At 64.1% G+C, this 26,990-nt stretch carries 21 protein-coding genes and 1 pseudogene; 10 read left to right on the top strand and 12 right to left on the bottom strand.

Annotated elements, in window-relative coordinates; genetic code table 11:
* Positions 1-28: 28 nt before the first annotated feature.
* On the bottom strand, positions 29-628 hold the full coding sequence (locus HGI30_RS22690; protein WP_168909580.1) for a TetR/AcrR family transcriptional regulator: 600 nt from the start codon (positions 626-628) through the stop codon (positions 29-31).
* A 189-nt stretch (positions 629-817) separates the two neighbouring features.
* Here HGI30_RS22690 and HGI30_RS22685 point away from each other — a divergent pair, with 189 nt between their 5' ends.
* Positions 818-1,708: a DMT family transporter gene (locus HGI30_RS22685; protein ID WP_168909579.1), complete on the top strand. Its 891-nt coding sequence runs from the start codon at positions 818-820 to the stop codon at positions 1,706-1,708.
* A gap of 221 nt (positions 1,709-1,929) precedes the next feature.
* Positions 1,930-2,790, top strand: coding sequence for an NAD-dependent epimerase/dehydratase family protein (locus HGI30_RS22680; protein WP_168909578.1), 861 nt, complete (start codon positions 1,930-1,932; stop codon positions 2,788-2,790).
* A 1,066-nt stretch (positions 2,791-3,856) separates the two neighbouring features.
* Here HGI30_RS22680 and HGI30_RS22675 read toward each other — a convergent pair.
* Positions 3,857-4,612: an SDR family NAD(P)-dependent oxidoreductase gene (locus tag HGI30_RS22675; protein WP_168909577.1), complete on the bottom strand. Its 756-nt coding sequence runs from the start codon at positions 4,610-4,612 to the stop codon at positions 3,857-3,859.
* A gap of 146 nt (positions 4,613-4,758) precedes the next feature.
* Here HGI30_RS22675 and HGI30_RS22670 point away from each other — a divergent pair, with 146 nt between their 5' ends.
* Both HGI30_RS22670 and HGI30_RS22665 read left to right on the top strand, forming a co-directional pair.
* Positions 4,759-6,015 (top strand): helix-turn-helix domain-containing protein, encoded by a 1,257-nt coding sequence (locus HGI30_RS22670; RefSeq protein ID WP_168909576.1) that lies wholly within the window; start codon positions 4,759-4,761, stop codon positions 6,013-6,015.
* A 140-nt stretch (positions 6,016-6,155) separates the two neighbouring features.
* Positions 6,156-7,292 carry an SGNH/GDSL hydrolase family protein gene (locus HGI30_RS22665; RefSeq protein ID WP_206109976.1) on the top strand — a complete coding sequence of 379 codons (1,137 nt, stop codon included), beginning with the start codon at positions 6,156-6,158 and terminating at the stop codon, positions 7,290-7,292.
* Between the two features lie 58 nt (positions 7,293-7,350).
* Here HGI30_RS22665 and HGI30_RS22660 read toward each other — a convergent pair whose 3' ends face one another.
* Complete coding sequence (locus HGI30_RS22660; RefSeq protein ID WP_168909575.1) at positions 7,351-9,672, bottom strand: M56 family metallopeptidase; 2,322 nt, start codon at positions 9,670-9,672, stop codon at positions 7,351-7,353.
* On the bottom strand, positions 9,669-10,058 hold the full coding sequence (locus HGI30_RS22655; RefSeq protein WP_168909574.1) for a BlaI/MecI/CopY family transcriptional regulator: 390 nt from the start codon (positions 10,056-10,058) through the stop codon (positions 9,669-9,671). Before HGI30_RS22655 ends, HGI30_RS22660 begins: the two co-directional genes overlap by 4 nt.
* Before the next feature lie 203 nt (positions 10,059-10,261).
* On the opposite strand from HGI30_RS22655, the gene HGI30_RS22650 reads away from it, so the two are divergent.
* From HGI30_RS22650 to HGI30_RS22635, 4 genes are all read left to right on the top strand, one after another.
* Positions 10,262-12,064, top strand: coding sequence for a stalk domain-containing protein (locus tag HGI30_RS22650; RefSeq protein ID WP_168909573.1), 1,803 nt, complete (start codon positions 10,262-10,264; stop codon positions 12,062-12,064).
* Between the two features lie 125 nt (positions 12,065-12,189).
* A complete protein-coding gene (locus HGI30_RS22645; protein ID WP_168909572.1) occupies positions 12,190-12,678 on the top strand; it encodes a pyridoxamine 5'-phosphate oxidase family protein in 489 nt (162 codons plus the stop codon).
* Between the two features lie 316 nt (positions 12,679-12,994).
* Positions 12,995-13,984 carry a Gfo/Idh/MocA family protein gene (locus HGI30_RS22640; protein WP_235680258.1) on the top strand — a complete coding sequence of 330 codons (990 nt, stop codon included), beginning with the start codon at positions 12,995-12,997 and terminating at the stop codon, positions 13,982-13,984.
* 93 nt (positions 13,985-14,077) lie between these two features.
* The gene (locus tag HGI30_RS22635; RefSeq protein WP_168909571.1) at positions 14,078-14,980 is read left to right on the top strand and encodes a GIY-YIG nuclease family protein; all 903 of its coding nucleotides are present in this window, start codon (positions 14,078-14,080) and stop codon (positions 14,978-14,980) included.
* A gap of 207 nt (positions 14,981-15,187) precedes the next feature.
* Here the strand turns inward: HGI30_RS22635 and HGI30_RS22630 are convergent.
* From HGI30_RS22630 to HGI30_RS22600, 7 genes and pseudogenes are all read right to left on the bottom strand, one after another.
* Positions 15,188-16,436 (bottom strand): annotated as a pseudogene (locus tag HGI30_RS22630) (MFS transporter).
* Positions 16,437-16,859: 423 nt separating this feature from the next.
* The gene (locus HGI30_RS22625; protein ID WP_168909570.1) at positions 16,860-17,102 is read right to left on the bottom strand and encodes an HPr family phosphocarrier protein; all 243 of its coding nucleotides are present in this window, start codon (positions 17,100-17,102) and stop codon (positions 16,860-16,862) included.
* 53 nt (positions 17,103-17,155) lie between these two features.
* A complete protein-coding gene (locus HGI30_RS22620) occupies positions 17,156-18,082 on the bottom strand; it encodes an AEC family transporter (protein WP_168909569.1) in 927 nt (308 codons plus the stop codon).
* A 9-nt stretch (positions 18,083-18,091) separates the two neighbouring features.
* On the bottom strand, positions 18,092-19,498 hold the full coding sequence (locus HGI30_RS22615; protein WP_168909568.1) for an NAD-dependent malic enzyme: 1,407 nt from the start codon (positions 19,496-19,498) through the stop codon (positions 18,092-18,094).
* Between the two features lie 61 nt (positions 19,499-19,559).
* Entirely contained in the window at positions 19,560-21,086 is a 1,527-nt protein-coding gene (locus tag HGI30_RS22610) for a tripartite tricarboxylate transporter permease (RefSeq protein ID WP_168909567.1), read from the bottom strand.
* 15 nt (positions 21,087-21,101) lie between these two features.
* Positions 21,102-21,572 (bottom strand): tripartite tricarboxylate transporter TctB family protein, encoded by a 471-nt coding sequence (locus tag HGI30_RS22605; protein WP_168909566.1) that lies wholly within the window; start codon positions 21,570-21,572, stop codon positions 21,102-21,104.
* Between the two features lie 53 nt (positions 21,573-21,625).
* Positions 21,626-22,651, bottom strand: coding sequence for a tripartite tricarboxylate transporter substrate binding protein (locus HGI30_RS22600; RefSeq protein ID WP_168909565.1), 1,026 nt, complete (start codon positions 22,649-22,651; stop codon positions 21,626-21,628).
* Between the two features lie 182 nt (positions 22,652-22,833).
* Here HGI30_RS22600 and HGI30_RS22595 point away from each other — a divergent pair, with 182 nt between their 5' ends.
* A complete protein-coding gene (locus HGI30_RS22595) occupies positions 22,834-24,420 on the top strand; it encodes an ATP-binding protein (RefSeq protein WP_168909564.1) in 1,587 nt (528 codons plus the stop codon).
* Positions 24,417-25,109, top strand: coding sequence for a response regulator (locus HGI30_RS22590; protein ID WP_168909563.1), 693 nt, complete (start codon positions 24,417-24,419; stop codon positions 25,107-25,109). Before HGI30_RS22595 ends, HGI30_RS22590 begins: the two co-directional genes overlap by 4 nt.
* A 764-nt stretch (positions 25,110-25,873) precedes the next feature.
* Here HGI30_RS22590 and HGI30_RS22585 read toward each other — a convergent pair.
* Positions 25,874-26,791 carry an aldo/keto reductase gene (locus tag HGI30_RS22585; protein WP_168909562.1) on the bottom strand — a complete coding sequence of 306 codons (918 nt, stop codon included), beginning with the start codon at positions 26,789-26,791 and terminating at the stop codon, positions 25,874-25,876.
* Positions 26,792-26,990 lie beyond the last annotated feature (199 nt).

The following is a 26,990-nucleotide window of genomic DNA, read 5'->3' as shown; positions in this document are numbered from 1 at the left end:
TAGAAAAGGGCTGAAAAAAACGCGGCCGTCAGCGGGCCGCTCCGGCGATTCCGTACAAAAACGCGTCCATCCCGGCGCGATAGGCGGCGAGAGCCTCGTCTCGCGTCATGCGCTTGGCATGCTGGCTGAGGCCGTACAGCAGGCTGTCGAGCAGGAGCGCCGCCGTCTCCACGTCCCGGATCGCGAATTCGCCGCTGTCGACGCCCTTTTGCAGCAGCTGGCGGTTGAAGGCCAGGTAGCCTTCCACGATGCCTTGCATCCGCTCCTCGACGTCCGTCGTCTTGTCGGACAGATTGAAAAATTCGTCGACCGCCTTGGAGAGCGGATGGCTCCACTGGTCGAGCGCGAGATGCTCGGCCATGCCGTACAGCTTGCCGGCCGCCGTCTCGTAGCGGACTTCCTCGGCGAGCCAGTGGTCCTCCCACTCGCGGTTCCACTCGTCGAGCAGATGGAGGATGAGCCCTTCCTTGCTCTTGAAATGGTAGTAGATGTTGCCGGCGCTGGAGCCGGTCGCCTTGACGATCTCGTCGATCGACGTCGCCTTGTAGCCCTTCTGCACGAACAGCGCCCGCGCGGCGTCGGCGATCCGTTTCCTCGTCTGCTCCGTCTGCTGCTGCTTCTTGTTCAACAGGCCTCACCCCGGTTTCCTAGCCTTTTTACATCCTGAACGTATATTCAGTATTATAGCGGGGAAAAGCGCCTTTCACAACCGATTCCGCCAGGGAATCGGCTGGAAACGAAGCCGTCGCCCGATGCGTCTTCTCTTGCCTATTGTCCCGTACGCGCCTATACTTCATGCATCAGAGGGGGAACGGCAATGGGGTATGGGCTCGTGCTTCTGGCCACGCTGGCCTGGAGCTTCGTCGGCGTTCTGGTCAAGACCGCGGCGCCGATGCTGGACAGCTTCGCGATCTCGTTCGGACGCTTTTTCTTCGGCGTGCTGTTCCTGGGCATCTACATGCTCGCGCGCGGACGCGGGCTGCGGCTTCATCTGGCGCTCAAATGGATCTGGATCGGCGGCGCGGCCAAGGCCGCCAACTATCTGTTCGAGAACGCCGCGATCACGCTCGGCTACTCCTACTCCAACATCCTGATTCCGCCGGTGCAGACGACGGCGATCCTGCTGTTCTCCGCCTGGCTGCTGCGCGAGCGCGTATCCGGCCGCGGCTGGACGGCCGCCGCGCTGTGCATGCTCGGGGTCGCCCTCATCGGATGGAACGGCATGCCGCTGGAGGAGCTCGGCTCGGGCGGGCTGACGATGCTGCTGCTCGTGCTCGGAGGCACCGGAGCGGGCCTGCATGTCATCAGCCAGCGCCGCCTCGTCGGCGAGCTGGATTCCGGCAGCATGAACCTGTCGGCGTTCGCAGTCAGCGCGCTGCTGCTGGCGCCGCTCCCGCCGCTGCAGCCCGGCTGGGGCTTCGTCGGCGACATGTCGCTTGCCGCATGGGCGGCGGTGCTCGCGCTCGGCCTCATCACCGGGCTCAGCTTCGTCTGGTTCGCGGAAGGGCTGAAGCGCGTGCCGCTCGCCGCGGCCGCGCTGCTCGGCAACGTGCAGGCGCTGTTCACGATGCTCTGGTCGGTGCTGTTCTTCGACGAGCCGATGACGATCTATGTCGGCCTCGGCTCGGCCGTATTCATCGCCGGCATCCTGTGGCTGCAGCTGCCGCTCTTGAGGAGGCCCTCCAAGCCGGCCTCGGCGGGGGCTTGATGGGCTGGCGCGGGAGGCCGGATTGGCGAGCGCTCTATCGGACCTCTCCCTTCGGTAAGCTTTTCGGATCGGTAGACCATACTCCTTTTTCCAATGTCGGCCCAGTCCAGAAATAGATGGTTTATCTTCTAAACAAAGTTTAAGCTAAGGGAAGCTGCCTAAGCAGCGGGCATGCGAGCGAAGCATCGCCTTGGAAACCATCAAGAGGAGGCAGATCCGATATGTCATCTGCAGGCAAAAAAGTCGTCGTGACCGGAGGAAGCGGCATGCTGGGCCGCTGGGTCGTCCAGCATTTTCTCGAGCAGGGCTATGAAGTGACCAATGTCGATACCCGCCATCCGGAGGAGCCGCTCTGTCCGACGCTCATCGTCGATCTGCAGGACCTCGGCCAGACCTACGGCGCGCTCGCCGGCGCCGACGCGGTCGTGCATCTGGCGGCGATTCCGAGAGCGGGCATGGTGCCGCCGGAGACGACGTTCCGCAACAACGTCATGTCCACCTACAACGTGCTGGAGGCCGCGGCAGGCCTCGGCATCCGCAAGGCGGTCGTCGCCTCGAGCGAGTCGAGCTACGGCATCTGCTTCGCCGTGCATCCGTTCGGCCCGCAGTACGTGCCGATGGACGAGGCGCATCCTCAGCTGCCGCAGGACAGCTACGGCCTGTCCAAGGTCGTCGGCGAGCTGACGGCCGACATGTTCCATCGGCGGACGGGCATGCAGGTCGTCTCGCTGCGCCTCGGCAACGTCATCCCGCCGGAGTGGTACGAGCGGTTCCCGTCCTGGATCGACAAGCCCGAGGAGCGCGAGCGCATCCTGTGGAGCTACATCGACACGCGCGATGCGGCGGAGGCGTGCCGGCTCGCCGTCGAGGCGGACGGACTCGGATCGGTGGCGCTGAACCTGGCCTCCGACGAGACGAGCATGGCGGTGCCGAGCCGCGAGCTGATGGCCGCTCGCTATCCGGAGGTGGAGGATTATCGCGCTCCGCTGGAGGGGCATGAGGCGCTGCTGAGCAGCGAAAAGGCGATGCGCCTGCTCGGCTGGCAGCCGAAGCATCGGTGGCGGGAGCAGCTCGGCCGCTAGGCGAGCGGGCCGTCGAGGCGGAGCAGGGCGGAAGGACGGCGGGGCGATCAGGCCCGGACGGCTGGCGAGTCATAGCACGGCGGCAGGACGAGAGGGGCCAAGCGGGGCCAAGCGGCAGTGGCGAGGCGGAGGAAGCCTAGCGCAGCGCGCGAAGGAAGTCTGGGCTCCTTCATCGGGCGGTTGTCCGGCGAGCGCGATGCAGGAAGGAAGTCTGAACCCCTTCCTCGAGCGGTTGTTCGGCGAGCGCGATGCAGGAAGGAAGTCTGAACCCCTTCCTCGAGCGGTTGTTCGGCGAGCGCGATGCAGGAAGGAAGTTTGGACCCCTTCATCGAGCGGTTGTCTGCCGAGCGCGATGAATGAAGGAAGTCTGGACCCCTTCCTCGAGCGGTTGTCTGCCGAGCGCGATGCAGGAAGGAAGTCTGGACTCCTTCCTCGAGCGGTTGTCTGCCGAGCGCGATGCAGGAAGGAAGTCTGGACCCCTTCCTCGGACGGTTGTCCGGCGAGCGCGATGCAGGAAGGAAGTCTGGACCCCTTCGTCGAGCGGTTATCCGCCTAGCGCGATGCAGGAAGGAAGTTTGGACCCCTTCATCGGGCGGTTGTCCGGCGAGCGCGATGCAGGAAGGAAGTCTGGACCCCTTCCTCGAGTGGTTGTTCGGCGAGCGCGATGCAGGAAGGAAGTCTGGACCCCTTCGTCGAGCGGAGCGTGATGAACGAAGGACGTTTCCACCCTTTCCTCGCAGTCCACCTGCCCATTGCAACCATCCTCGCGTGCTCGCGTCCGAAAATCCAAGGCAGAAATAGGCTTTGAATTGGGCTCAACGGCCCGGAGCCGGGACTCCAAGGCAGAAATAAGCCTTGAATCGGGCTCAACGGCCCGGAGCCGGCGAATCCAAGGCAGAAAAGTGCCTTGGACTCGCTCCGGCGGCCCGGAGCCGGCAAATCCAAGGCCGACCTGTGCCTTGGCTTCGTCTGCATGCCTTTCCGACCCCCGCCACCAGCCGCAAAAAGGGACGCAGCCGATGCTCGGCTGCGTCCCTTTTTCGCGATTATACCGATCCGTCCAAGCTTACAGCGTCAGTCCGCCGTCGGCCAGCACGATCGAGCCGGTCATATAGCTGGCGCGATCAGAGGCCAGGAAGCAGGCGACCTCTGCCAGCTCGTCCGGCTGGGCGTAGCGGCCCATGCGCATGTTGCCGACTTCCTCCGGCACGTAGCCGCCGGACAGGAACGCCGCTTCGACGCCCTTCGTCAGCGCCGTCTCGACGCCGCCCGGGCAGATGGCGTTGACGCGGATGCCTTTTTTCACATACTCAATCGCCGCGCCCTTCGTCAGGCCGACGACCGCGTGCTTGCTCGCGGAATAAGCCGACGCGCTGTGCTCGCTCTTCACGCCAGCCGTGGAAGCCGTGTTGACGATCGAGCCGCTGCCTTGCTGCTCCATCACCTTCAGCACGTACTTCATGCCGAGGAAGACGCCGCGCACGTTGACGCTCATGATGCGGTCGAACTCGTTCTCTTCGATGTCGGCGAGCCGGTTGAACTTCTGCACGATGCCGGCGTTGTTGAAGAAAACGTCGATCCGGCCGTAGGCGTCGACGGCGGCCTGCACGTAGCGCTGCACGTCCTCGGTCTTGGAGACGTCGGCTTGGACGAAGATCGCCTCGCCGCCTTGCTCCTGGATCAGCCGGACCGTTTCCTGGCCTCCGGCCTCGTTGAAGTCGACGATGACGAGCTTGGCTCCGTAACCGGCCATTTTCAGGCTCGTGGCGCGGCCGATGCCGCTGCCTCCGCCGGTGACGAGCGCGATTTTATCGTGAAGCATATGGAACCATCCTTTCGGAGAAGAGTGAGATGAGGTTCTGCCCTTCCATTGTAGAGCGCTTACATCGGCGTTCCTTGTTCTTTTCTCCGATTTGTAGTACTTTTTTCACATCTTGAGATCGGCCGGCAGCCGAAGGGAGGACGGACATGAACAAGCTGGAGGAGCTGGCCGAATTCGGAAGGCTTCTATATGATGCCCTGCAAGTGCCGGTCTTCCTCGTCCATCCGGGGAGGAAAATCGAAGCGGAGCACGCCCCCGCCGCGCTCCGGGCCAACCCGTTCTTCGCGGCTGTCCGCGACCAGGTCGCCGGCGCCGAGTACGCGCTCGTGGCGGCCGATCAGCCGGTCCGCTTCACGCGCTCGCGTCTGGAGTACCTGTTCGTCAACGCACTGGACGACGGGCGGCTCGCCGGCACGCTCGTGCTCGGACCGTTCACGCAGGAACGGGACGCGGGCGGCGGGATGGACGAAGGATTGGCTGCGCTACATGCCGGCAACCGCCGGCAGCTGCTGGACCTGTATGAGGCGGTGCCGCTGCTGTCCCCCGAGCGGGCCGCTGCGATCGGCCTCATGGTCCACTATGCGGTGCGCCGCAAGCCGGTCGATCCGTCGGCCAGCCTGCTGGCCGAGGCTCCGCTGCAGGAGCCGGCTTCGGCCGGGAGCCGAGGCGCGGAGGCGGAGCTGTCGCGCAGCCGGCGCAGCGGGCTGCAGCATGCCAACCTGCCGCATGAGCGCGTGCTGCTGCACTACGTCCGCACGGGGGAGAAGGAGCGGATGCGCGCGTTCGTCATGGAGTTCATCGTCGGCGAGGAGGAGTTCGGCGTACTCGCGCGCCGCAGCCGCCTGCGCAGCGAGAAGAATCTGATGATTACCGGCATCGCGCTCATCTGCCGGGCGGCGATCGAGGGCGGCCTGCAGGAGGAAACGGCGTTCACGCTGAGCGACTACTACATCCAGCTGCTGGAGGACCAGCCGTCGCTGCAGGAGGTCGGCGCGGTCATGTCCAAGGCGCTGTTCGACTTTGTCGACCGGGTGGCGCAGGAGCGCCGCGGCCGTTTTTCCCCCGCCGTCCAGGACTGCCTCCATGAGATCGCCAGCGGGCTCTACGGAGAGCTGACGCTGCCCAGGCTCGCCGAGCGGGCGCATCTGAGCCCCAACTATCTGTCCGGACTGTTCCGACAAGAGGTCGGGCTGACGATCTCGGCCTACATCCAGCGCGAGCGGATCGAGGAGGCCAAGAAGTTGCTGTCGCTCACCGACTACCCGGTGGCGGACATCGCGGCGTGGCTGAGCTTTCACGATCAGAGCTACTTCATCAAGGTGTTCAAAAAATGGGAGGGCCAGACGCCCCGGGCCTACCGGCGCGCGGAGCGGCGCCCGGCGCGGAGGCTGCCGCAGGCTTGACGAGCCTCCGGCCCGGTGGAACGATAAGAGGAAGACAGGTGCGGCCTAACGGTTAGGCAAGGTGATTTCGGCGGGCGGACCGGTTCAGCTCGGAGGCGGACGCCCGCATGGAGCGCGCGCCGACAAAGGGGATGCGAAGGATGGAAGGAAGGTTGCGAACGATGGCGCTGGAGGATGCGCCGCTTGTTCGGACGCATGGAAGGACGGGGACGTCGCGCTCGCCGCTCGCGCTGTTCTGGACAGGCAGCGGCATCGAGCTGGTCGTGACGGGAGCGGAGCTGTGGCTGGAGGTCGAGGCTTCGTTGGGACGGTACGAGCCGTGGTTCAGCATGCTGGTGAACGGCGCTCCGGTCAGCCGCCAGATGGCGCAGGAGGGCCGCCGCTGGGTGCCGGTGTTCCGCGGGATGAACCCGCACACCGCCAAGCGCGTGCGTTTCGTCAAGGAGTCGCAGGCGATGAGCTCTGATCCTGATTGCGCGCTGCTGCTGCACGGGCTCCGCACGGACGGGGAGCTGCTGCCGGTGCCGGAGCGGGCGCGCCGGATCGAGTTTGTCGGCGACAGCATCACCTCCGGCGAAGGAGCGATCGGGGCGCGATCGGAGGAGGACTGGATCCCGATGTGGTTCAGCGCACGGGACAATTATGCTTGGCTGACGGCCGAGGCGCTGGACGCGGACTGCCGCATCCTGTCGCAAAGCGGCTGGGGCGTGCTCAGCGGCTGGGACAACGACCCGCGCTCGCGAATGCCGGCCGTATACGAGCAGGCCTGCGGGCTGCTCGGCGGAGAGCGCAACGAAGCGCTTGGCGCGCGCGAAACGCATGACTTCGGCTCCTGGCAGCCGGATGCCGTCGTCGTCAACCTCGGCACGAACGACGGCGGCGCGTTCCGTTCGCCGGAGTGGATCTGCAGGGAGACGGGCGATCGGTTCAAGCAGCGGCTGGCAGATGACGGCAGCTTTCACGCGGACGACCTGGGGGCGTTCGAGGCGGCGGCCGAGCGCTTCCTCGGCCGGGTGCGCGCGTGCAATCCGCAGGCGTGGATCGTCTGGGCGTACGGCATGCTCGGCCTCGAGATGATGCCGAGCATCTGCCGGGCCGTCGACGCCCATGCGAAGCGCACCGGCGACCGCCGCGTCGCCGTGTTCCAGCTGCCGGCGATGACGGCCCGTACGCAGGGCGCCCGCCAGCATCCCGGCACCGAGGCGCACCGGCAGGCGGCGGAGGCGCTGGCGGAGCATCTGCGCGGGCTGCTGGGAATGCCCCGAGCGGAACGCTGAAATTATGAACAAAGCCCCGATCGATTCCCTTGCAGGGAAGTCGAGCGGGGCTTTTGATTCATTCCGGCCCAGGCTGGCTGGCCGCCGGCTCCAACGTCTTGATGACGAGCTCGCGCAGCAGTTCGGGCTGGACTTCATCCAGGTCGCGGAAAAAGGCCAAGTAATGGAGCCCTTCGTGTTCCCAGAAATAATAGCGATGAGAGTAGCCAAGGTCCTGGAATCCCTTGTCGATTCCATAAGGGTTGAAATTAGAAGTCGGATCCATTACGGATGTGACTTCCAGCCCTTGAATCCAGATTCGGCTGGAGGACAAAAGCTTTTCTTCATCCGCCAATGGCCCGCGGCTCTGATAGAACACGACTTCCGCATTCAGATCCCCGATCGGCTTTTCACTCGGCGCGCGATAGGTGGTCCGAAGCGCATCGCTTAAAATGTGAAATGGATCATCGGCGTATTGATCATCCCTGAACATCATTCTCGCATCCCGAATCCGGAGTCGATCCTTGAGGAGCGCGCGCGGGAGGGCGGGCTCGAAGCCGAGGCTGCGTCTTGCGTCGGCAAGATCATCGGTGTCGTACAGCGGGAAAGACTGACCTTCGCCGCTATAGTCGGTCCGCTGCAGCTGATCCGGCCAGACGAACGAGCGGAGCACCTGGTCGCGCTGGGCGTCACTGAGGTTTTTCCAGTGCTGGGGCAGGCCTTCCTCGCGGCTGTGGTTCTCGCTGAAGTATTCCAAGGCATACCAGATGCCGCCATCCTCCCACACGAACGTCTTGGCATGCTCGGGCAAATGCCAGGCATACGTCTGGATTTGCGTGACGAGTGTGCCTGGAATACCCGCGAATGTAGCCGGCTCATGACGGAAGGTGATCGGGGCCGCCTCTCCCCACATGGCCGGAGCAGACGTACGAAGTTCGGAGCCGGGCTTTTCCTTGTATTCGTTTCGGAGATCCTCTTTGGAAACCTTGAGCACGAACTCGCGTCTATAGGTGTCGCTTGTCTTCCCTGATTCGTAGGTGATAGTGGAGAGCTCCGGATTGATCTGCCACGCTTGCTGCAAATTGAGGTAGCTGAGCTTATACCCTTCCGGAAGCGCGTCCGGCACCTTGAAGTCGAAGCTCGCATGGACGCGCAAGCGGTCCAAGCTGGAGAACCATTTGAAGTCGTCCATGATGCGCGTGATTCCGAGCGATTCCGACCCTCTCCCGGCTTCGGAAGTCGGAGGCGCTTCCGTTGCGGCGGAGCTGCGCAGCGGGACGGAGATCGTGAGGATCAGCGCAAGACCGGCGGCGACGGCAAGGGCTAGCGCGGGGTAGGAGAGCCGGTACGAAGAGGCTTCCCGAAAAGAGGCGATCATGCCGATGCGGCGCTTGAGCTCATCGAGCTTGCGCTTGCCGCGCTTGCGTGGAAATCTCGCGAACGGAAGGGCAAAATGCGGGCGCGGGCCGGGACGGCGGGCGAGCTGGAGCAGCGTCGTGCCATACGCGGTCCGCTCTTGCATGCCCAGCAGATCGAGTACACCGGCGTCGCAAGCGACTTCCCGGTCGGCCTTCACGCTTCGCAGCGCGAGCCAGACCAAGGGGTTGAACCAGTAGATCGCCGCCGCGAGCGACCATAGTGCTCCGAGCGGCAGATCGTTGCGCTTGACGTGAGTCAGCTCATGCAGCAGCACATGGGACAGCTGACGCGGATCGGCTTCGACCGCGAAGCCTGCCGGCAGGTAGATGGCTGGACGCATCAGGCCGTATACGCACGGACCGGAGCGGTCGGCATGCTCGTAGAGGCGGACGCGCCGCCGCAGGCCAAGCTGCCCGCTCAAGGCGTCCAGCTGGCGAAGCACGGCGGATTCCGTGACCGGAATCGCTTGCTTGAGGCGGTGTCGGAAACGGAGCGCGGCGAAAAGGCCGATGCTGGAAAGGGCGATCAGGCCTGCCAGCCAGGCAAACGCAGCGATGCGCAGCCAAGCGCCGCCGGCAGCGGCCTCGCCGGAGGCCTGCTGCATCGGCGTTGCCGGGTGGAGGCCCGCTCCTGCTGGCGAGGCTGAGTCCGAGAAGTCTGCGCTGGCGAGGCCCGCTCCCTCCGGCAATCCAGGTGCGGCCTGCTCCGCCGAAGCGGTGACCGCCCCGGCAGAGGATGGTTCCTGGAGCGCAGGACTGGACGGTCCGGACAGGCCGGCGACATGCGGCATCAGCTGAAGCGGCGTTGCCGGCAAGGCCGGGACGAGCAGCTTGACGAGCACGAGCAGCCAGAGCAGCGGCAGCATCCGGGGCAGCATGGGCCCCTCGCGCCAGCGGCGGACCAGCAGCACGAGCGCGATGAGCGCCGACGAGCCGATGGATGCCTGGAGCAGCAGCAGAACGATCGTCTCCAGCATCCTCATGCTTCGTCGCCGCCTTTCTTCTGCTTGTCCAGCAGCCGCTGCAGCTGCTCGATGTCTTGATCCGACAGCTTCTCCTCTTCCAGAAACTTGGCGCACATCAAGCCGATCGCTCCGTCATAGACGCGGTTCAGGAACGAGCGGTTCTCGGATCTCAAGTACTCGTCTCGCGTGACGAGCGGATAATACCGGTACGTGCGGCCGGACTTCTCGAAGCGGATCGCTTCCTTGTTGAGCAGACGGTTCAGGAACGTCTTGATCGTCTGATCCGACCAGTCCATCTCCCGCTGCAGGCGTACGATGATCTCTCCTGCCGTGAGCGGCTCCTGCTCCCACAGCAGCTTCATCACCTCGCTCTCCGATTCGCTGATGCGGATAGGGGCGTTCATGAGGGATCCCTCCTTTTCCTTTAACATCTACACATGTAAACGATGGGTATAGATTACATGTGTAATCAACTTGTGTCAACCCAACCTTTCTCTGCCTCTTTTTTAGTCGGCCATGAGGCTTTTCGGGTACATATGCGACAGGAACATTCTTCCGCCGAGTTCCGTCTATTCGTGAAGACAGACCTTGAAAAGGAGACCTGACCATGAAAAAGACTGCGCTCGCCGTTCTCGCGGCCGCCCTCTGGGCCGGGACCGCGCTTGCTCCCGCCTCAGCGGCGGACAGCAAGGCGCCTGCCTCGACCTCGCTCAAGCAAGCCTTCGACCGGACCGTCATCCTGCCCTACGATTTTCAGCAGAAGGTGTTCATCCGCGGCTCGAAGACGGACCTGTACCTCGACTACAAGCTCGTGCAGCGCGACAGCCGCGTGTTCGTCCCGATCCGCCTGCTCGGCTATCTCGCGGGCGAGGTGAACCGTTCCGGGGGCACTTGGGAAACGAAATGGGACGCCAAGCGGCCGAATGAGGTCGTGCTGACGAACGCCGCCCTCAAGAAGACGATCCGGTTCGCCGTCGGCAGCCGGTCGATGGACGTGAACGGCAAAGCCGTCTCGATCGACGTCGCCCCGTACAAGGTGAACGGCACGATCCTGCTGCCGCTGCGCAGCGCCTCGGACGCGCTGGACAAGGAGATCCAGTGGCTCGACGGGCTCATCCTCATCGGCGACGACAAGATCGATCCGAAGCTGGCCGATACGCGCTCCCTGATCGAACCGATCAAGCGGCAGTTGGCGGACAAGCGGACTCGCGCCGAGGTGGAGAGCTCGACCGGATTGCTGGCAAGGTCGGGTAATACTTCGTACTACTATCGAGCGTTCTATACCGCTTCGTCGACATCCGAGATGCTGTATCGGCAAAAGGACGGCGGCAAGCCGGTGCGGATCGAGCTTGCGGGGCAGCCTGTCCTCAGCCAGGCGAAAGTCGCGGACGGCAAGATTTATTTCCCGACGGTCGTGGGCGGCAAGCCGGAGCTGCATGCGCTCGATCCGGTGACGGGCAAGGCGGCCAAAGCCGCCTCGGTGTCGGATTGGAAGCCGAGCGACGGCTGGCTGGAGGCGGTGTTCAAGCTGGAGGGCCAGCTGTTCGTCAACCTGCATTCCGGCGACAACACGATGGGCTCCGAAACGCTCTACCGGCTGGATGGCGGTACGCTCCAGAAGGTCGTGGGCGGCAAGAGCCTGATGGCCTATGCCCGCGCCGGCGACCGGCTGCTGTATACCGACTTCCGCTTCATGTCCATGCAGCCGGGCAACCTCAAGCAGGTCGACCTGAAGACCGGCAAAGTGTCCTCGATCGGGGACGCGGCCTTCACTTATGGCATTAATCGCACCCTGTCGGAAGGCGGCGGCGTCAGCTACGCCAGCAACGCCAAGCTGGTTGTGAAGGACGGCAGCGCCTACTCGCTCGGCTATGAAGAAGCGGACCAGACGGCGACGAGCGCCGTCTACCGCATCCCGCTAGCCGGCGGCGCCCAGACGAAGCTGACGCCGCCAGCCTCCGACTTCTGGCTGGAAGGCGCCTCCGTCTACTACGTGGATCGCGCGACCGGCAAGCTCGGCCAGGCCGGACTCAGCGGCGGCGCGGTCCGCATCCTCGTCGACCGTCCCGTCTTCGACGTCCGGATGCACGGCGGCAGCCTGTATTACCGCGTCCTGCCGACAGGGACCGACGCGCGCGACGGGTATGCTCAGGCCGGCGACCTGTACCGCTACGACCTGGCGGCTGGGCGCGAGACCAAGCTGAGCGACCAGCCGGCCCTTTCGTACGAGGTCGGGCCGAAAGGCGTCTATTACGTCTCCAACGGCTATGAGCCCGGGCTGTACAAGGTCGGTGCCGACGGCAAAAGCATGGCGATCGTCCGCGACAACGTCGCTTCCACGCTGCTGACGGACAGCGGCATCGTCTATACGCTGACGTACAAGAGCGGCGTGTTCGCATCCGGCAGCTGACGTCGGTTTCGCCGGGGCAGGCTTCCTTTGCGGGAGGGCCTGCCCTCTTTTCGCGTGCGGCGGACGATTGGCGCTTATCGATTCCGTGTAAAAAGGGAATACAAAAGCGGAAGAGGTGATGCATCATGTCGGAACGACAAACGACCCATGAACAAGCGGTGGAGAAGGTGCGGGAGCTGATCGAGGGCATCGAGACCGCGATGCTGACGACGATCGCGGAGGAAGGCCTCGTTTCCCGGCCGATGAAGACCCAGGAAATCGAGTTCGACGGCGACCTGTGGTTCGTCACGATGAAGGATACGGCGAAGTACGGCGAGCTGCGGCGCGATCCGCGGGTCAACGTCGCCTACGCGGGCAAGTCGTTCGTCTCGATCCGCGGCAAGGCGGAGTTCGTCGAGGACTTGGAGAAGAAGAAGGCGTTCTGGAACAAGGCGTACGAGAAGCTGCTGCATGCCTCCTACGACGATCCCAACGTCGTGCTGGTCAAGGTGAACGCCGAGGCGGCGGAGTATTGGGACACCGCGAACAAGTTCGAGGCGGCCAAGCTCATGCTGCACCGGCTCACCGGCGCCGGCTCGGGCGACAGCAAGCTGAACGAGACGGTCGAGCTGTAAGAGGGCGGGAGCGGCTTCTGCCGCTGGACGAGCTTTTGCACGAAGCCGGCTCTTCCAGCCGGAGGTCCAGAGCCTCTTCGTCTCGTATCGAAGAATCAAGCCGTTCTTCCCGCCCTGCGTCCGCATCATGAAGCCGCTCTCCAAGCATGTCTGGAGAGCGGCTTTTTCGGCTGTCCGGCGGGCGGTCCGCCAAAGGGAATCCGCTAGGGAGATCGGCAGGAGCCGATTCCCTTTTCGCCCCAGGGAAGGAACACCGAATCGACGGGTCGAACCCTTACCGGGTGGAATTACATCAAGGCATCAGGGGGAGCTGACCATGGGCAAAGTTCGGATGGCCGTCATCGGCTTGGGCAATATGGGCAAGGGCATGTCGCTGCGCACGCAGCCGAGGTTCGCAGAGGAATGCGAGCTGATCGCCGTATGCGAGCCGCGTGCGGAGACGCTGCGGGAGATCGGGGAGCAGCGGCCGGGAGTGGCGCTGTACGAGGATTATCGGGACATGCTGGAGCGGGAGGAGCTGGACCTCCTCTACATCGCAGTCCCGCCATCGCTGCATCGGGAGACGGCCGAGGCCGCGATGGCCAAGGGCATCCACGTCTTCTGCGAGAAGCCGCTGGCGAGCCGTCTCGAGGAGGCGGAGCAGATGCGCGCGGCGGCCGAGGCGGCCGGCGTCGTGAGCGCCGTGCACTTCTCGTTTCCGCTGGACCCGGCGGTGCGGGAGATGCGGCGCCTGCTGCTGGAGGAGCGGCGCGTCGGGGAGATCGAGAGCATGGAGCTCATCCTGGAGTTCCCGCAGTGGCCGCGCGCCTGGCAGCAGAACGACTGGATCACGACGCGCGCGGAAGGCGGCTTCCTGCTCGAGGTCGGCATCCACTGGATCCATATGATCCAGCAGCTGTTCGGGGACATCGTGCGCGTGCGCAGCCAGGTCGCCTACGGCGATGGAGCGGAGTCGAGCGAGACCGAGGCCGAGGCGGAGCTGACGCTGGCGGACGGCAAGCACATCCGCCTGACCGGGCGTACGCATGGGGTGGCAGAGGAGCGGGTGTCGATGGTGGTCCGAGGCAGCGAAGGCGTCGTCGCGCTGGAAAATTGGCGTCGGCTGCTCGCCGGACGGGACGAGGCCTCGCTCGAGCCGGTCGACGTGATCGAGGACGAAGGCCCGCTGCCGCTGCTGCGCCAGGTGCTTCGCCGCATCCGCGGCGAAGAGGCGATCGTCTACGACTTCGCCGACGGGGTCAAAGCCCAGGCTGTGCTGGAGGCGCTGCATGACCCGGCTTATCGGGACGGGAAGGATCTGGGCTAAGGCATATTATTATTTCAGCAAGTCACGATAGCAGCTCAACGGTGCAAAATAGAGTTGAAGCAGCTTTTGCTTTAACTAGAGGGGGGAACGTTCATGACCGCAAGAGGAAAAAGCATTAATCTGTTCCTAATGGATGGTGACCCAAGTGGTCGCATTAAAAGCACCCTTGCAAACTGGACGGGAGTCGCCTACAAACTTCCTCGTACCGAGCTGGAGAAGTGCGAGGGCAGAGAGGATCTTCTACAAAGTGGGGTTTATTTTCTGTTCGGCATTTCTGACCAGACCGGAGAGAATGTCGCATATATTGGACAAGCTGGAGTTCGCAAAAATCGTAAAGGCATTCTTTATCGCTTACAGGAACACAAAAGGGATGCAGAAAAGGATTACTGGACGGAAGCAGTTGTGTTTACCACGTCAAACAACTCATTCGGCCCCACAGAAATAAGCTATCTTGAGAACCGCTTTACTAATTTGGCGAATTCGGCAAATCGATATTTAATTAAAAACAGCAACGAACCGACGCTTGGAAACGTCACAGAGGAAAAAGAAAGTGAATTGGAGGAATTCATTGAGTACGCTAAAATTATTATGGGAGCCCTTGGTTATAAAGTTTTTGAATCTCTTGTAAAGCAAGTAACGGCTCTATCCTCCGAGGATAGCGATGTAGCTTTAGCCAAACCGGAGCAAGTTTTCTTTATTAAGAGGAGCGGAGCGAACGCAACCGCACGGTTGACGAACGAAGGGCTTGTAGTCCTGTCGGGCAGTATAATTCGTAAAGATATATTACCCAGCTGTCCACACTTTGCTAAATTGGCGCGGGAAGATAATAAAAATTATATAGAAGTAAATGGACTCTTAACAAAGGACATCCTCTTTAAGACGCCATCTGGAGCATCGGCTTTTGTTCTTGGTGCTTCAACAAATGGTAATGTCGAGTGGAAAAAGGAAGATGGGAAAACTCTCAAAGAGGTCGAGGCAAGTGAGGTGAAAGATTAGGAGTCGGAAACTGCCTTACCTCATTATTTCTCTTGCCCCGTGTATTATACTCGACTGGAAGTGACTCAAGGAGCAGCTAAAATTTAAACGGCGGCCTGAGCATAACCAGCAATGCAACCATAAAAAACCGCTCGAATCGCCCGGGCAGCGTAGCCGCTCCCGTCGGGGAGCGGTTATTTGACTTGAAAAGGAGCAGCGCAAGAACGCCTAAGCCTGGGCTTGGATCTGAGCCTGCTCCGGAGCCTTGTGCCTGGCGATCGGCAGCATCGCCAGCGCGCCGAGCAGGAACAGCAGGCCCGAGCCGCTGTAGATGGCGACGAGCGGGAACGCGCTCTTGAGCACGCCGGCCAGCGACATCGACACGACCATCATGCCGATGAACAGCGGGTTCAGCACGCCGTTCACCCGCCCGACGATCGACGGCTGCGACCAGGTCAGGATCATCGTGCTGATGCCGATGTGGATGCAAGGGAAGGCGAGGCCGTTGATGAACTGGGTGACGAGCGTCACCGGCACGCTCGTCGAGAAGCCGACGATGACCGTGCACACCGCGCTGAACAGCATGCCCGTCGCCAGCAGCAGCTGCGGAGAAACGCGCTTGGCGAACGCGGCGACGACCCCGCCGCCGATCAGCATCGCCACGCCGCTGACCACGAGCAGGTACTGGAGGAACTCCTTGTCCTGGCCGAGCCGCTCCGTCACGATGAACAGATTGAGCGCCTGCGCCAAGCCGACGGCCAGGCCGGCCAGCAGGAAGGCGAGGCCGAGCGTCCGCAGCACCGTGCTGCGCCAGACATAACGGAAGCCTTCGGCGAGCTCGCTCCAGAATCGGCCGCTTGCTCCCGCCTCGCGCGGCTGCTCGATATCCTTGGGCAGACGGACGAGCACGAGCGCCGACAGCAGGAACGCGATGCCCATGACGGCGATCGACGGCTCCAGGCCGAAGCGGCTGTAGATGAATGTGCCGAGCATCGGGCCGAGCACCATGAACGTCGCTTGCAGCGACTGGAACAGCGCCATGCCTTGCTGCATCTGGCTTTCCGGCACATGCTGCTTGAACAGGCGCATGCTGGACGGCTGGGAGAACTGGGACAGGATGGCGGAGATGAACGCGACCAGGTAGATCGACTCCCAGCTGCCGAAATGAATGGCGAGCAGCACCGCGAAGACGGATACGGCCGAGAGCAGGTCGCACCACACCATCGTCCGCTTGGGCCGCCAACGGTCGGCGAACGTGCCTCCGATGAAAGAGAAGATGAAGATCGGGGCGAACTCGGCCACGCTGATGAGCGAGATGGCGATGGGATCGTCGTTCGTTCTTTCGGCGACGTAGAGCAGGATGGCGAAGTTGCGCACCCAGATGCCGATCTGCAGCATCATGGCTGGAGAGGAGAATCGTCTGCAGGAACCGGTTGCGGAACAGGCTCGGCGAAGCCGAGTCCGTGGATGGAGTCATGAAATCAGCCCCTTCATGGCTAAGAATGGGAAGAGGCTGGCAGCTTGCCGAATCCATGCGAACCTCCGTTTCCCAGTATAACCTCATCGGAAACCCGCTTTTGAGGGGCAGTTCAGCTTTAACCAAATTGTACCGGATTTCTTTGGACGACGGCCAACTCGGGCGCGCGGGCCGCGTCAACGCATCGTCAGCGCCGGGTCCAAAATACGGGCTGTACGAGGGCGGCTCGCGGGAGCGGTTCATGAAGAGCGTCGGCCCGGCACGAGCAAGCCGGCACTCTGTAGAAGATAAGAAAGGAGCCGTCAAAATGACGGCTCCTTTCTGCTTCTATTATGAGACCGAGTGGATCGGGCCGCGTCAGAGCTCGGCGACGTCCAGAGCCTAGGAGGAGATGATCGAAGCTTTAGCGAGGCGCGCCTCCCGCTACCTCATCCGCACGCGCAGCCCTGCGCCGGCAAAGAGGTCGAGCAGCGCCACCGCTGCATCCACCTCGTCCGGGCCGTGGATCTCCAACGTGTAGCACTCGTCCTGCACCAGCGTGACGGTAAGGCCGAGGATGCTTTTGACGTCGATGCACCGTCCGCCTGCGTGCAGGACGATGCTGGATTCGAATTGAGATGCCGCCCGGTTGATGTCCACGATTTCCTTCGTTCCGATTCCGCTCATGCTTCATTCCTCCTGATCGGCCTCTCGGGCCGGATATGAGATGGGGGACGGTCTCAAGCGAACAGCCGCTGGGCGGCGAACACGGTCGCGGCCACCGTCAGCGAGCTGAGCAGCGTCGTCAGCAGCACCGCCTCGGCGGCGTAGTCGGGATCGTTGCCGTACTCCATCGCGAACTGCGCCATGTTGCGCGAGCAGGGGAACGACCCTGCGATGAGCAGCGCCTGGGCGGTCACGCCCTGCAGGCCGAGCGCCAGGATGAGCCCCAGCGCCAGCGCCGGGGAGACGAGCAGCCTCCCGGCCGCCGTCAGCAGCAGCGGCAGCGAGGGGCGCCGCAGGCGCAGTCCGGCGATCTGAGCGCCGAGCGTGAACAGCGCCACCGCCAGAAAGGCGGACGCCACGGTGTCGATCGGACGCCAGACGAAGTCCGGCAGCCGCACCCCCGTCGCCTGAAACGCGATGCCGGCCAGCATCGCGAGCACGATCGGGTTGAAGAAGAGTCCGCGCAGCGCCCGCCAGCCCGGCGCTTCCACGCGCATCGCGTTGAACAGGCCGTATGTGTTCGTGACGAGCGTCTGGAACAGCGTGACGATGATCTGGATCGACATCCCGACCGGCTGCGCCGCGAAGACGAGCTGGCTGACCGGCAGGCCGAAGTTGCCCGAATTGAACAGCACGATGCTGTTGCGGAACGTCGAGGCTGTCCGCGCCTCCAGCCGCAGCCAGCGCGCTGCCGCTTCCACGGCAATCATCAGCAGGCCGTTCTGCAGCAGCAGGAACAGCGCGACCTGCAGCACGAGCGCGGCTTCGAACCGCGCCTCGTACAGATTGGCGAACACGAGCGCCGGCAGCAGCACGCTGCCCGTCAGCCGCGACAGCGTGCGCGGGTCGAAGCGCAGCCGCCGGTGGAGCAGCGCGCCCAGTCCCAGCAGCGCGAACACCGGAAAAATCACTTGGAGCAGGATGAGCAGGAAGACGCCCATGACCGTCCGTCAGCGGAAGTCGCGCGGGATGCGGCGGGCGACGCCGGTGTCGATCGCCGCCTGGATGACGGCCGTGCGGACGCGCTGCACGACTTCTTCGTTGAATACGCTCGGGATGATGTAGGATTCGCTGAGCTCGTCCTCGCTGACGGAGCTTGCGATCGCTTCGGCCGCAGCCAGCTTCATCGGCTCGTTGATGGAGCGCGCCCGGCACTCCAGCGCCCCGCGGAAGATGCCGGGGAAGCAGAGCACGTTGTTGATCTGGTTCGGGTAGTCGCTCCGTCCGGTCGCCATGACACGCACGTACGGCTCGGCCGCCTCGGGATCGATCTCCGGCTCCGGGTTGGCCATGGCGAACACGATCGGGTCTTTCGCCATCCGCTGCAGATGCTCCGTCTTGAGTACGCCCGGCCCCGATACGCCGAGGAAGATGTCGGCTCCGGCGATGACCTCGTCCAGCCCGCCGCGCTCGCCATGCGGGTTGCTGTGCTCGGCGAGCCAGCTCCACATCGGATTGGCGTAAGCCTCGCCGGCGGCGATGGCGCCATGCCGATCGACGCAGATGACGTTGCGGAAGCCTGCGGCGATCAGCATCTTGGCGCAGGCGACGCCGGCTGCGCCGATGCCGACGATGACCAGCTTGACGTCCTCGCGCCGCTTGCCGACGATCTTGAGCGAGTTGAGCATGCCGGCGAGCATGACGACGGCGGTGCCGTGCTGGTCGTCGTGGAACACGGGGATGTCGAGCTCCTCCTTGAGCCGCTCCTCGATCTCGAAGCAGCGCGGCGAGCTGATGTCCTCCAGGTTGATGCCGCCGAAGCCCGGCGCGATGTTCTTGATCGTGCGGATGATGTCCTCGGTGTCGGTCGTCGCGAGGCAGATCGGGAACCCGTCCACGCCGGCGAACTGCTTGAACAGCATCGCCTTGCCCTCCATGACCGGCATCGCGCCGTACGGGCCGATGTCGCCGAGACCGAGCACGGCGGTGCCGTCGCTGACGATGGCGACCGTATTGCGCTTGATCGTCAGGGAGAACGCCTTGGACTCGTCCTCGTGGATCGCCCGGCACACCTTGGCGACGCCCGGCGTGTACACATGGGACAGCTCCTCCCGGTTCTTGACCGGCATGCGCGGCGTCACCTCGATCTTGCCGCCGAGATGGACGAGGAACGTGCGGTCGGAGACGTTGACCACCTTGAGTCCCTGGAGCGAGGACAGATGAGACACCAGCGCCTCCCGGCGCGTGTCCGGCACCTGGACGGTGATGTCGCGGACCGCCGTCTCCGGCGACGAGCGGATGACGTCGGTGGCGACGATGTCGCCGCCGCAGGCGCCGATCGTCACCGCCACCTCGCCGAAGGAGATGGCGGACTTGCGGATTTCCAGGCGGATGATGATCGTCGAGCTGGATGCCATGGCGGATCTTCCTTTCCAGTAGAACGGGGATGAGGAAAGGGAGCGTCGCCGCTCCCCTTCTTTACGCTTCTTCGTTGATGAGCACTTTCTTGCCGCGCATCTTGAGCAGCAGCGGCACGAGCAGCCACAGGGCGGCGACGACGAGGAAGGCGAGCGAGATCGGCTTCGTCAGGAAGATGCTGAAGTCGCCGTTCGACGCCGTCAGCGCGCGCCGCATGTTGTTCTCGATCATCGGGCCGAGCACGAGGCCGAGCACGAGCGGAGCGAGCGGATAGTCGTTCTGCGCCAGGAAGTAGCCGGCGATGCCGCAGCCGATGAGCAGCAGCAGGTCGAACGTCGTGTACTGCACCGCATAGACGCCGAACACCGAGATGGCGACGATGATCGGCAGCAGGTACTTCGGCGGCGTCTCGATGATCTTGGCGAATACTTTGACGAGCGGCATGTTGAGCACGAGCAGCATCAGGTTGCCGATGAACATGCTCGCGATCAGACCCCAGGCGACGCCCGGATTGTCCTCGAACAGGAGCGGGCCCGGCTGCACGTTGTACATGATGAGCGCGCCCATGAGGATCGCGGTCGTGCCCGAGCCGGGGATGCCGAGCGTGAGCAGCGGAATCATCGCGCCGCCGGAGGCGGCGTTGTTGGCCGATTCCGGGCCGGCGACGCCTTCGATGGCGCCCTTGCCGAACCGTTCCGGGCTGCGGCTGAGCTTCTTTTCCATGATATAGCTGAAAAAGGAGGCGAGCGTCGCTCCGGCGCCTGGAAGCACGCCGATGAAGAAGCCGAGCAGCGAGCCGCGCGCGATCGGGGCGGCGCTTTGCTTCAGGTCCTGCCGCGTCGGCGTCACGCGCCCGACCTTGGCCACGTCGCCTCCGCCGTAGTCGCGGTGGAGGATCGTCTTGAACACCTCGCCGAGGGCGAACAGCCCGACCGCGACGGTGAGGAACTCCAGTCCGGAGTACAGCACCGGAACGTCATAGGTGAAGCGCGCGACGCCGGAGACGTTGTCCATGCCGATCGTCGCGAGCAGCAGGCCGAATACGGTCATGAGGAGCGCCTTGGTCATCGACTTGCCGGCCAGGCCGCTGACCGCGGCGAGACCGAGCAGCATGAGCGAGAAATACTCCGCCGGACCGAACCGGATCGCCACCTCGGACAGCGGCTGCGCCAGCAGCACGAGCGCGACGAGCGAGACGATGCCGGCGACGAACGAGCCGATCGCCGCGATCGACAGCGCCGCGCCTGCTCTGCCCTGGCGGGCCATCTGGTAGCCGTCGAGCGTCGTCACGACGGACGAGGACTCTCCGGGCGTGTTGAGCAGGATCGACGTCGTCGAGCCGCCGTACATGGCGCCGTAATAAACGCCGGCGAGCAGGATGATCGCGCTCGTCGCGGCGGACGCCGGATCCTGTCCGCTCGTCAGCGTCGCCGTCACCGGGATGAGCAGCGCGACGCCGCTCATCGGGCCGATGCCCGGCAGGACGCCGACGGCCGTGCCGATGAGCACGCCGACGAAGGCGAACAGCAGGTTCTGCCATTGCAGGGCCGAAGCGAAGCCGTCGGCAAGGAATTGCAGCGTTTCCATGGGGACAGCCTCCTTCTACCCGAGATTCATCCAGGAGGGGAAGCCGGGCAGGGTGCCCTCCAGGACTTGAACGAATACATAATAGACGCCGACTGAGAACAGCGCGGATACGAGCAGCGAGACGAGCCAACGGCCCCGCTCGATGACCTGGAAGCCGAGCAGCAGGAAGAGGAAGGTGCCGAATACATACCCGATGTCCTCGAGAAAATACGCATAGAGGATGGCGGCTCCGACGATGATGGCGAAGCGCTTGTAATCCAGCTTCTCCTTGCCTTCCTGGGCGTCGTCCTTTGCCCGTCCGCGGAACGTCTCGTAGAGAAGTCGCGAGCTCAGCAGGATGAGCAGGATGCCGAGCCCCATCGGAAAGATGTCCGGACCGACGTTGCTGCCGTAGGAGCTCTCGCCGATCTTGCGGCTCTCCCAGACGAAGGCCGCGCCGACCAGCAGGAACGCGACGCCGGCGTACCGGTCGAAGATGCGGTTCATGATGCCTCACCTCGCAAAAATGGAATCGTCTTTTGAATCGGAAATCCGAACGGTTACTTCGCCATGCCGAGAGCAGTCAGCAGCTCTTGGATCATCTTCTCCTGCTCGCCGAGGAAGGAGGCGAAGTCATCCGCTCCTTTGAACTCCGGCTCCCAGGCGTTGGCCGCGAGCTCTTTCTTCCAAGCGTCCGAGTCGCTGAGCGCCTTCAGCTTCTCCGCCCAGTACGCTTTCTGGTCGTCCGTCATTTCTTTCGGTCCGAACACCCCGCGCCAGATCGTGAACTCGGCGTCGATGCCGGATTCCTTGAGCGTCGGCACGTCCTTGAAGTCGCCCGCGAGCCGCTCTGGCGAGGTGATGCCGAGCACGCGCACCTTGCCGGCCTTGAGATACTCCGACGCGCTGGAGATGTCGGTGCCGATCGCGTCGGCGTTGCCGCCGAGCAGGGCCGCGATCGCCTCGCCGCCGCCGTCGTAGGAGACGTACTTGACCGCCTTCGGATCGATGCCGGCCTTGTAGGCGGGCAGCACCGTGATCAGATGGTCCATCGAGCCTGGCGCGGAGCCGCCGGCGACCGTCACTTTGGACGGGTCTGCTTTCAGCTCGGCCATCAGCGACTGGATGTCGGCGTGCCTGGAGTCGGCCCGCACGACGATCGCGCCGTAGTCCTTGGTCAGCTGGGCGAGCGGGGTCGTGTCCTTGTAGCCGTAAGGGCTGTTGCCTTCCTTCTTGAGGTTGTTGATGAGGATCGGCGGCGAGCTGACGAACAGGCGATACGGATTTTTCTTGTCCTGCGTCGCGTATTCGGCCATGAACACGGCGCCGCCGCCGCCGGGCTTGTTCTCGACGGTCATCGTCTTGTCGACGAGCTTGGCCTCGCCGAGCACCTTTGTCAGCGCGCGGGCGGTCTTGTCCCAGCCGCCGCCGGCTCCGGACGGAGCGACGACGACGATCGGCTTGGACGGATACGAGCCCGAGCCGCCGGAGTTTCCTCCTTCGCCGCATGCGGACAGCGCGGACATCGCCGTTACGGCCGCCAGAGCGGCGACGATTGGTTTCCACTTCCAGGAATTGAACTTCATTGAAGCTTCCCCCTTATGGTATAGTACGAGTGTTCCGATCAAGCACCGGACCTTTTATGATAGCGTTTACAATTGTGACTGTATCATGAACGTCCGCGAGGCGGCTACATTGCGCGCATACCTTGCATTTGCCGCATTTCAGCCATTTTGCTCATAAACGTCACGGAAAGGGCGGACAACCGATGCGCCTGCAAACGAAGCTGACGCTCCTCCTCTGCGCGCTGACCTCCATCATCCTGCTGCTGCTGTCGCTCGCCTTCCGGGATATGCTGCTCGATACGTACAAGAGCCAGGAGGGCTCCAAAGCGCTCAACCTGGCCCAGATGGTCGCGGCGATTCCCGATGTCCGGAATGCTTTCGCCGAGGACGATCCGCCCGCCATCCTCCAGCCGATGATCGAGGAGATCCGCCGGCGCACCGATGCCGAATTCATCGTCGTCGGCAACGCCCAAGGCATCCGCTATGCCCATCCCAATCCGGAGCTGATCGGCCTGCCGATGGTCGGCGGCGACAACGGACCGGTGTTCGCCGGCCAGTCGATCGTCTCGGAGGCGACAGGCACGCTCGGCCAGTCGCTGCGCGGCAAGACGCCCGTATACGGCGGGGACGGAAGCATCATCGGCGTCGTCTCGGTCGGCATCCTGCTGGAGGACATCGAGCGCGAGTCCCGCAGCTTCCTGCTGCCGATCGCCGCGCTCGCCCTGGCCGCGCTCGCCTTGAGCGCGCTCGGCGCCGCGCTTATCGCGCGGCATGTGAAGCGAGCCATCCACGGCCTCGAGCCGGAGGACATCGGACGGCTGTACCGCGAGCAGGAGGCGGTGCTGGAGTCGGTGCGCGAGGGCATCGTCGCCGTCAACAACCGGGGCGAGGTCACGCTGCTCAACCAGCAGGCGATGCACATGCTGGGCCTCGAGGACCGCTCGCAGCTGCTGGGCCGCCCGGCGCGGGGAGTGCTGCCCGATGCCGCCTTCCCGCGCGCGGGCGAGGCCGAGGCTGCCGCATACGGCGAGGAAGCGATCGTCGGCACGCGCGCGGTCATCGTCAGCCGCGTGCCCGTCAAGGATGCCGGCGGCCGCGTCGTCGGCGCCGTGTCGAGCTTCCGCGACCAGTCGGAGCTGTACCTGCTCACGCAGCAGCTGTCGCAGATGCAGCAGTACGCCGACGGCCTGCGGGCGCAGACGCATGAGTTTTCCAACAAGCTGCATACGATCTCGGGGCTTCTCCAGCTGGACCAGCACCGCGAGGCGGTGGCGTTCATCGCCCGGGAGTCGGACAGCCACAACAGCCGCATCGGCACGATCCTCAAGGAAATTCCCGATCCCGTCATCGGCGGGCTGCTGCTCGGCAAGATCAACCGCGCCCAGGAGCTGCGGGTGGAGCTGGAGGTGGACGGGGACAGCACGTTCCGCGACGTGCCGCCGGAGCTGGACCGTTCGCAGCTCGTGACGATCCTCGGCAATCTGATCGACAATGCGCTGGAGGCGGTCAGCCACGACGGAGAGGGGAAGGTCGCCGTGCTGCTGACCGATCTCGGACCGGACCTCGTGCTGGAGGTGGAGGACAACGGCTGCGGCATTCCGGAGGAGGCGGCCGAGCGCATCTTCGAGGTCGGCTATTCGACCAAAAGCAAGGAAAGAAGAGGCTACGGCCTGGCGCTCGTCCATGGCTCCGTCCGCCAGCTCGGCGGCTGGCTCGAGTTCCAGCCGGGCGAGGACGGGGGCACGCGCTTCACCGTCGCCATTCCTAAGAAAAGGAGCGATTCGCCATGATTCAAGTGCTCATCGTCGAGGACGACGTGCGCAACGCCGAGATCCACCGCCGGTTCGTCGGCAAGGTGGAAGGCTTCGAGGCGGCCGGCGTCGCGACCGACGGCCGCCAGGCGCTGGAGCTGCTCGACATCCTGCAGCCGGATCTCGTGCTGCTCGATCTGTTCCTGCCGCATGTGGACGGGCTGGAGCTGCTGCGCCGCATCCGCGCCGAGCATCCTCGCGCCGGCGTCATCATGGTGACGGCGGCCAAGGAGCTGCACCGGGTGCGCGAGGCGATCGAGGGCGGCGTCTACGATTATCTGCTCAAGCCGGTCATTTTCGATCGGCTGCAGGAGGCGCTGCTCGGCTTCCGCTCCTACCGCGAGCGGATGGCGACCCTCGAGGCGGCCGGAGCGCTCGGCCAGCCCGAGATCGACGCGCTGCTGCGGCTGCGCGAGCCGGTCGCGGAGCGGGGCCGGCAATCGGCGTATCCAAAGGGCATCGACCAGCTCACGCTCGACAAGGTGAGCGGGCTGCTCGCCGAGGAGGAGGGGCCGCTGACCGCTCCGCTCCTCAGCGCGCGGCTCGGCATCAGCCGCTCGACGGCGCGCCGCTATCTCGAGTACCTCGTCAGCGCGGGCCGCTTGCAGGCCGATCTGGCCTACGGCAGCGTCGGCCGCCCGGAGCGGGTGTACCGGCGCAAGGCGTAGCCCGCGGCGGCATGGCTTCGCGGACGGGAGGGCGAGGGCCTGCCGTCCGCGAAGCCATGCCGCCGGGTTCGTCCGCTGTCCGAACCCGGCGGCGCTGGGAAGGCCGAAGGCAGTCCGGACCCGCTCATCGCACGATTGCTGGGTCGGCTCGGTACCCGAAGGCAGTCCCGACCCGCTCATCGCGCGATTGCTGGGTCGGCTCGGTACCCGAAGGCAGTCCCGACCCGCTCATCGCGCGCTTGCTGGGTCGGCACGACGCCTGAAGGCAGTCCGGACCCGCTCATCGCGCGATTGCGGGGTGGGCACGACGCCTGAAGGCAGTCCGAACTCGCTCATCGCGCGATTGCTGGGTCGGCGCGATGACTGAAGGCAGTCCGGACTCGCTCATCGCGTGATTGCTGGGTCGGCACGACGCCCGAAGGCAGTCCCGACCCGCTCATCGCGCGATTGCTGGGTGGGCGCGATGCCCGAAGGCAGTCCGGACCCGCTCATCGCGCGATTGGAGGGCCGGCACGACGCCTGAAGGCAGTCCGGACCCGCTCATGCAGTCACGGGTCGACGAACCTAAGGCCCGCGCCGAAAAAGGCTGACTACGCACGGGAAATTCGCGCGTAGCGAGCGCTCCAAGCGCCAAAGGCAAACCTCTGCCCACGCAAAAACCGCGCAGCAAAGAGGGCTGTCCCGAAGGTCGTTCAACCGACCCATGGGACAGCCCTCTTGTTGCTGCGCAGCAAGTCCGCCGGCTGCTACCGCAGCCGCACGCATCAAGGCAGCACGTTGCCCGCCGCCCGGAAGATGTCGTACCATTCCTCGCGCGTCAGGCGGATGTCCGCCGCGCGCACGCAGTCGGCGAGCCGTTCGACGCTCGTCGTGCCGGTCACCGGCTGCATGTTCGCCGGATGGCGCAGCAGCCAGGCCATCGCGATCGTCGTCGCGCTGACGCTGTAGCGCCCGGCGATCTCGTCGATCTTGGCGTTCAGCTCCGGGAACTTCTCGCTGCCGAGGAATACGCCCTCGAAGAAGCCATACTGGAAAGGAGACCAAGGCTGGATCGTGATGTCGTGCAGCCGGCAGAAGTCGAGCACGCTGCCGTCGCGGTTCACGGCGGCCTCGTTCTGCATGTTGACGTTGAAGCCCTGCGAGATCATCGTGCTGTTCGTGATGCTCAGCTGCAGCTGGTTCGCGACGAGCGGCTGCTTGACCGATTTCTGCAGCAGCTGGATCTGCATCGGGTTCTGGTTGGAGACGCCGAAGTGCCGCACCTTGCCGGAGCGCTCCAGCTGGTCGAACGCCTCGGCGACCTCCTCCGGCTCGACGAGCGTGTCCGGACGGTGCAGCAGCAGCACGTCCAGGTAGTCGGTGCGCAGCCGCTGCAGGATCTGGTCGACCGACCCGAGGATATGCTCCTTGGAAAAGTCGAACTGTCCCGGCCGGATGCCGCACTTGGACTGGAGGATCAAGCCCTCGCGCACGCTCGGGCTCATGCCGGCCGCTTCCGCGAAAATCTCCTCGCACTCGCCGCCGCCGTAGATGTCGGCATGGTCGAAGAAGTTCGCGCCGAGCTCCAGCGCGCTGCGGACGAAGCGCTCCGCCTCCGGCTTGTCCAGCGAGTTGATGCGCATGCAGCCGACGGCGACCGCCGGCACCTCCAGGGCGCTCGCGCCCAGCTTGAATGTTCTCATCGCTCGGTTGCCTCCTTGATCGGGAATGTGTCCAGCGGAATAGCAGCGGAGCATCCCGCATCCCATCCCTCCGCTGGAATGAATCCGCGCACGATCCGCGTCCTATTCATTTTGACATAGCCCGAGCAAGCGCTTCAACCTCTATTCCAACCGGACTCCCGCATCCATTTATTAACATAACATTCATCTCCAGGTAACC

Source organism: Paenibacillus albicereus (assembly GCF_012676905.1).
Lineage (GTDB): Bacteria > Bacillota > Bacilli > Paenibacillales > Paenibacillaceae > Paenibacillus_O > Paenibacillus_O albicereus.
This window is presented reverse-complemented; position numbering and strand designations above follow the sequence as displayed.

Bases quoted from the DNA above. Each gene is read 5' to 3' on its own strand.
- HGI30_RS22685 (WP_168909579.1), top strand. From the start codon at position 818: ATGGGGTATGGGCTCGTGCTTCTGGCCACGCTGGCCTGGAGCTTCGTC.
- HGI30_RS22680 (WP_168909578.1), top strand. From the start codon at position 1,930: ATGTCATCTGCAGGCAAAAAAGTCGTCGTGACCGGAGGAAGCGGCATG.
- HGI30_RS22675 (WP_168909577.1), bottom strand. From the start codon at position 4,612: ATGCTTCACGATAAAATCGCGCTCGTCACCGGCGGAGGCAGCGGCATC.
- HGI30_RS22670 (WP_168909576.1), top strand. From the start codon at position 4,759: ATGAACAAGCTGGAGGAGCTGGCCGAATTCGGAAGGCTTCTATATGAT.
- HGI30_RS22665 (WP_206109976.1), top strand. From the start codon at position 6,156: ATGGAAGGAAGGTTGCGAACGATGGCGCTGGAGGATGCGCCGCTTGTT.
- HGI30_RS22660 (WP_168909575.1), bottom strand. From the start codon at position 9,672: ATGAGGATGCTGGAGACGATCGTTCTGCTGCTGCTCCAGGCATCCATC.
- HGI30_RS22655 (WP_168909574.1), bottom strand. From the start codon at position 10,058: ATGAACGCCCCTATCCGCATCAGCGAATCGGAGAGCGAGGTGATGAAG.
- HGI30_RS22650 (WP_168909573.1), top strand. From the start codon at position 10,262: ATGAAAAAGACTGCGCTCGCCGTTCTCGCGGCCGCCCTCTGGGCCGGG.
- HGI30_RS22645 (WP_168909572.1), top strand. From the start codon at position 12,190: ATGTCGGAACGACAAACGACCCATGAACAAGCGGTGGAGAAGGTGCGG.
- HGI30_RS22640 (WP_235680258.1), top strand. From the start codon at position 12,995: ATGGGCAAAGTTCGGATGGCCGTCATCGGCTTGGGCAATATGGGCAAG.
- HGI30_RS22635 (WP_168909571.1), top strand. From the start codon at position 14,078: ATGACCGCAAGAGGAAAAAGCATTAATCTGTTCCTAATGGATGGTGAC.
- HGI30_RS22625 (WP_168909570.1), bottom strand. From the start codon at position 17,102: ATGAGCGGAATCGGAACGAAGGAAATCGTGGACATCAACCGGGCGGCA.
- HGI30_RS22620 (WP_168909569.1), bottom strand. From the start codon at position 18,082: ATGGGCGTCTTCCTGCTCATCCTGCTCCAAGTGATTTTTCCGGTGTTC.
- HGI30_RS22615 (WP_168909568.1), bottom strand. From the start codon at position 19,498: ATGGCATCCAGCTCGACGATCATCATCCGCCTGGAAATCCGCAAGTCC.
- HGI30_RS22610 (WP_168909567.1), bottom strand. From the start codon at position 21,086: ATGGAAACGCTGCAATTCCTTGCCGACGGCTTCGCTTCGGCCCTGCAA.
- HGI30_RS22605 (WP_168909566.1), bottom strand. From the start codon at position 21,572: ATGAACCGCATCTTCGACCGGTACGCCGGCGTCGCGTTCCTGCTGGTC.
- HGI30_RS22600 (WP_168909565.1), bottom strand. From the start codon at position 22,651: ATGAAGTTCAATTCCTGGAAGTGGAAACCAATCGTCGCCGCTCTGGCG.
- HGI30_RS22595 (WP_168909564.1), top strand. From the start codon at position 22,834: ATGCGCCTGCAAACGAAGCTGACGCTCCTCCTCTGCGCGCTGACCTCC.
- HGI30_RS22590 (WP_168909563.1), top strand. From the start codon at position 24,417: ATGATTCAAGTGCTCATCGTCGAGGACGACGTGCGCAACGCCGAGATC.
- HGI30_RS22585 (WP_168909562.1), bottom strand. From the start codon at position 26,791: ATGAGAACATTCAAGCTGGGCGCGAGCGCCCTGGAGGTGCCGGCGGTC.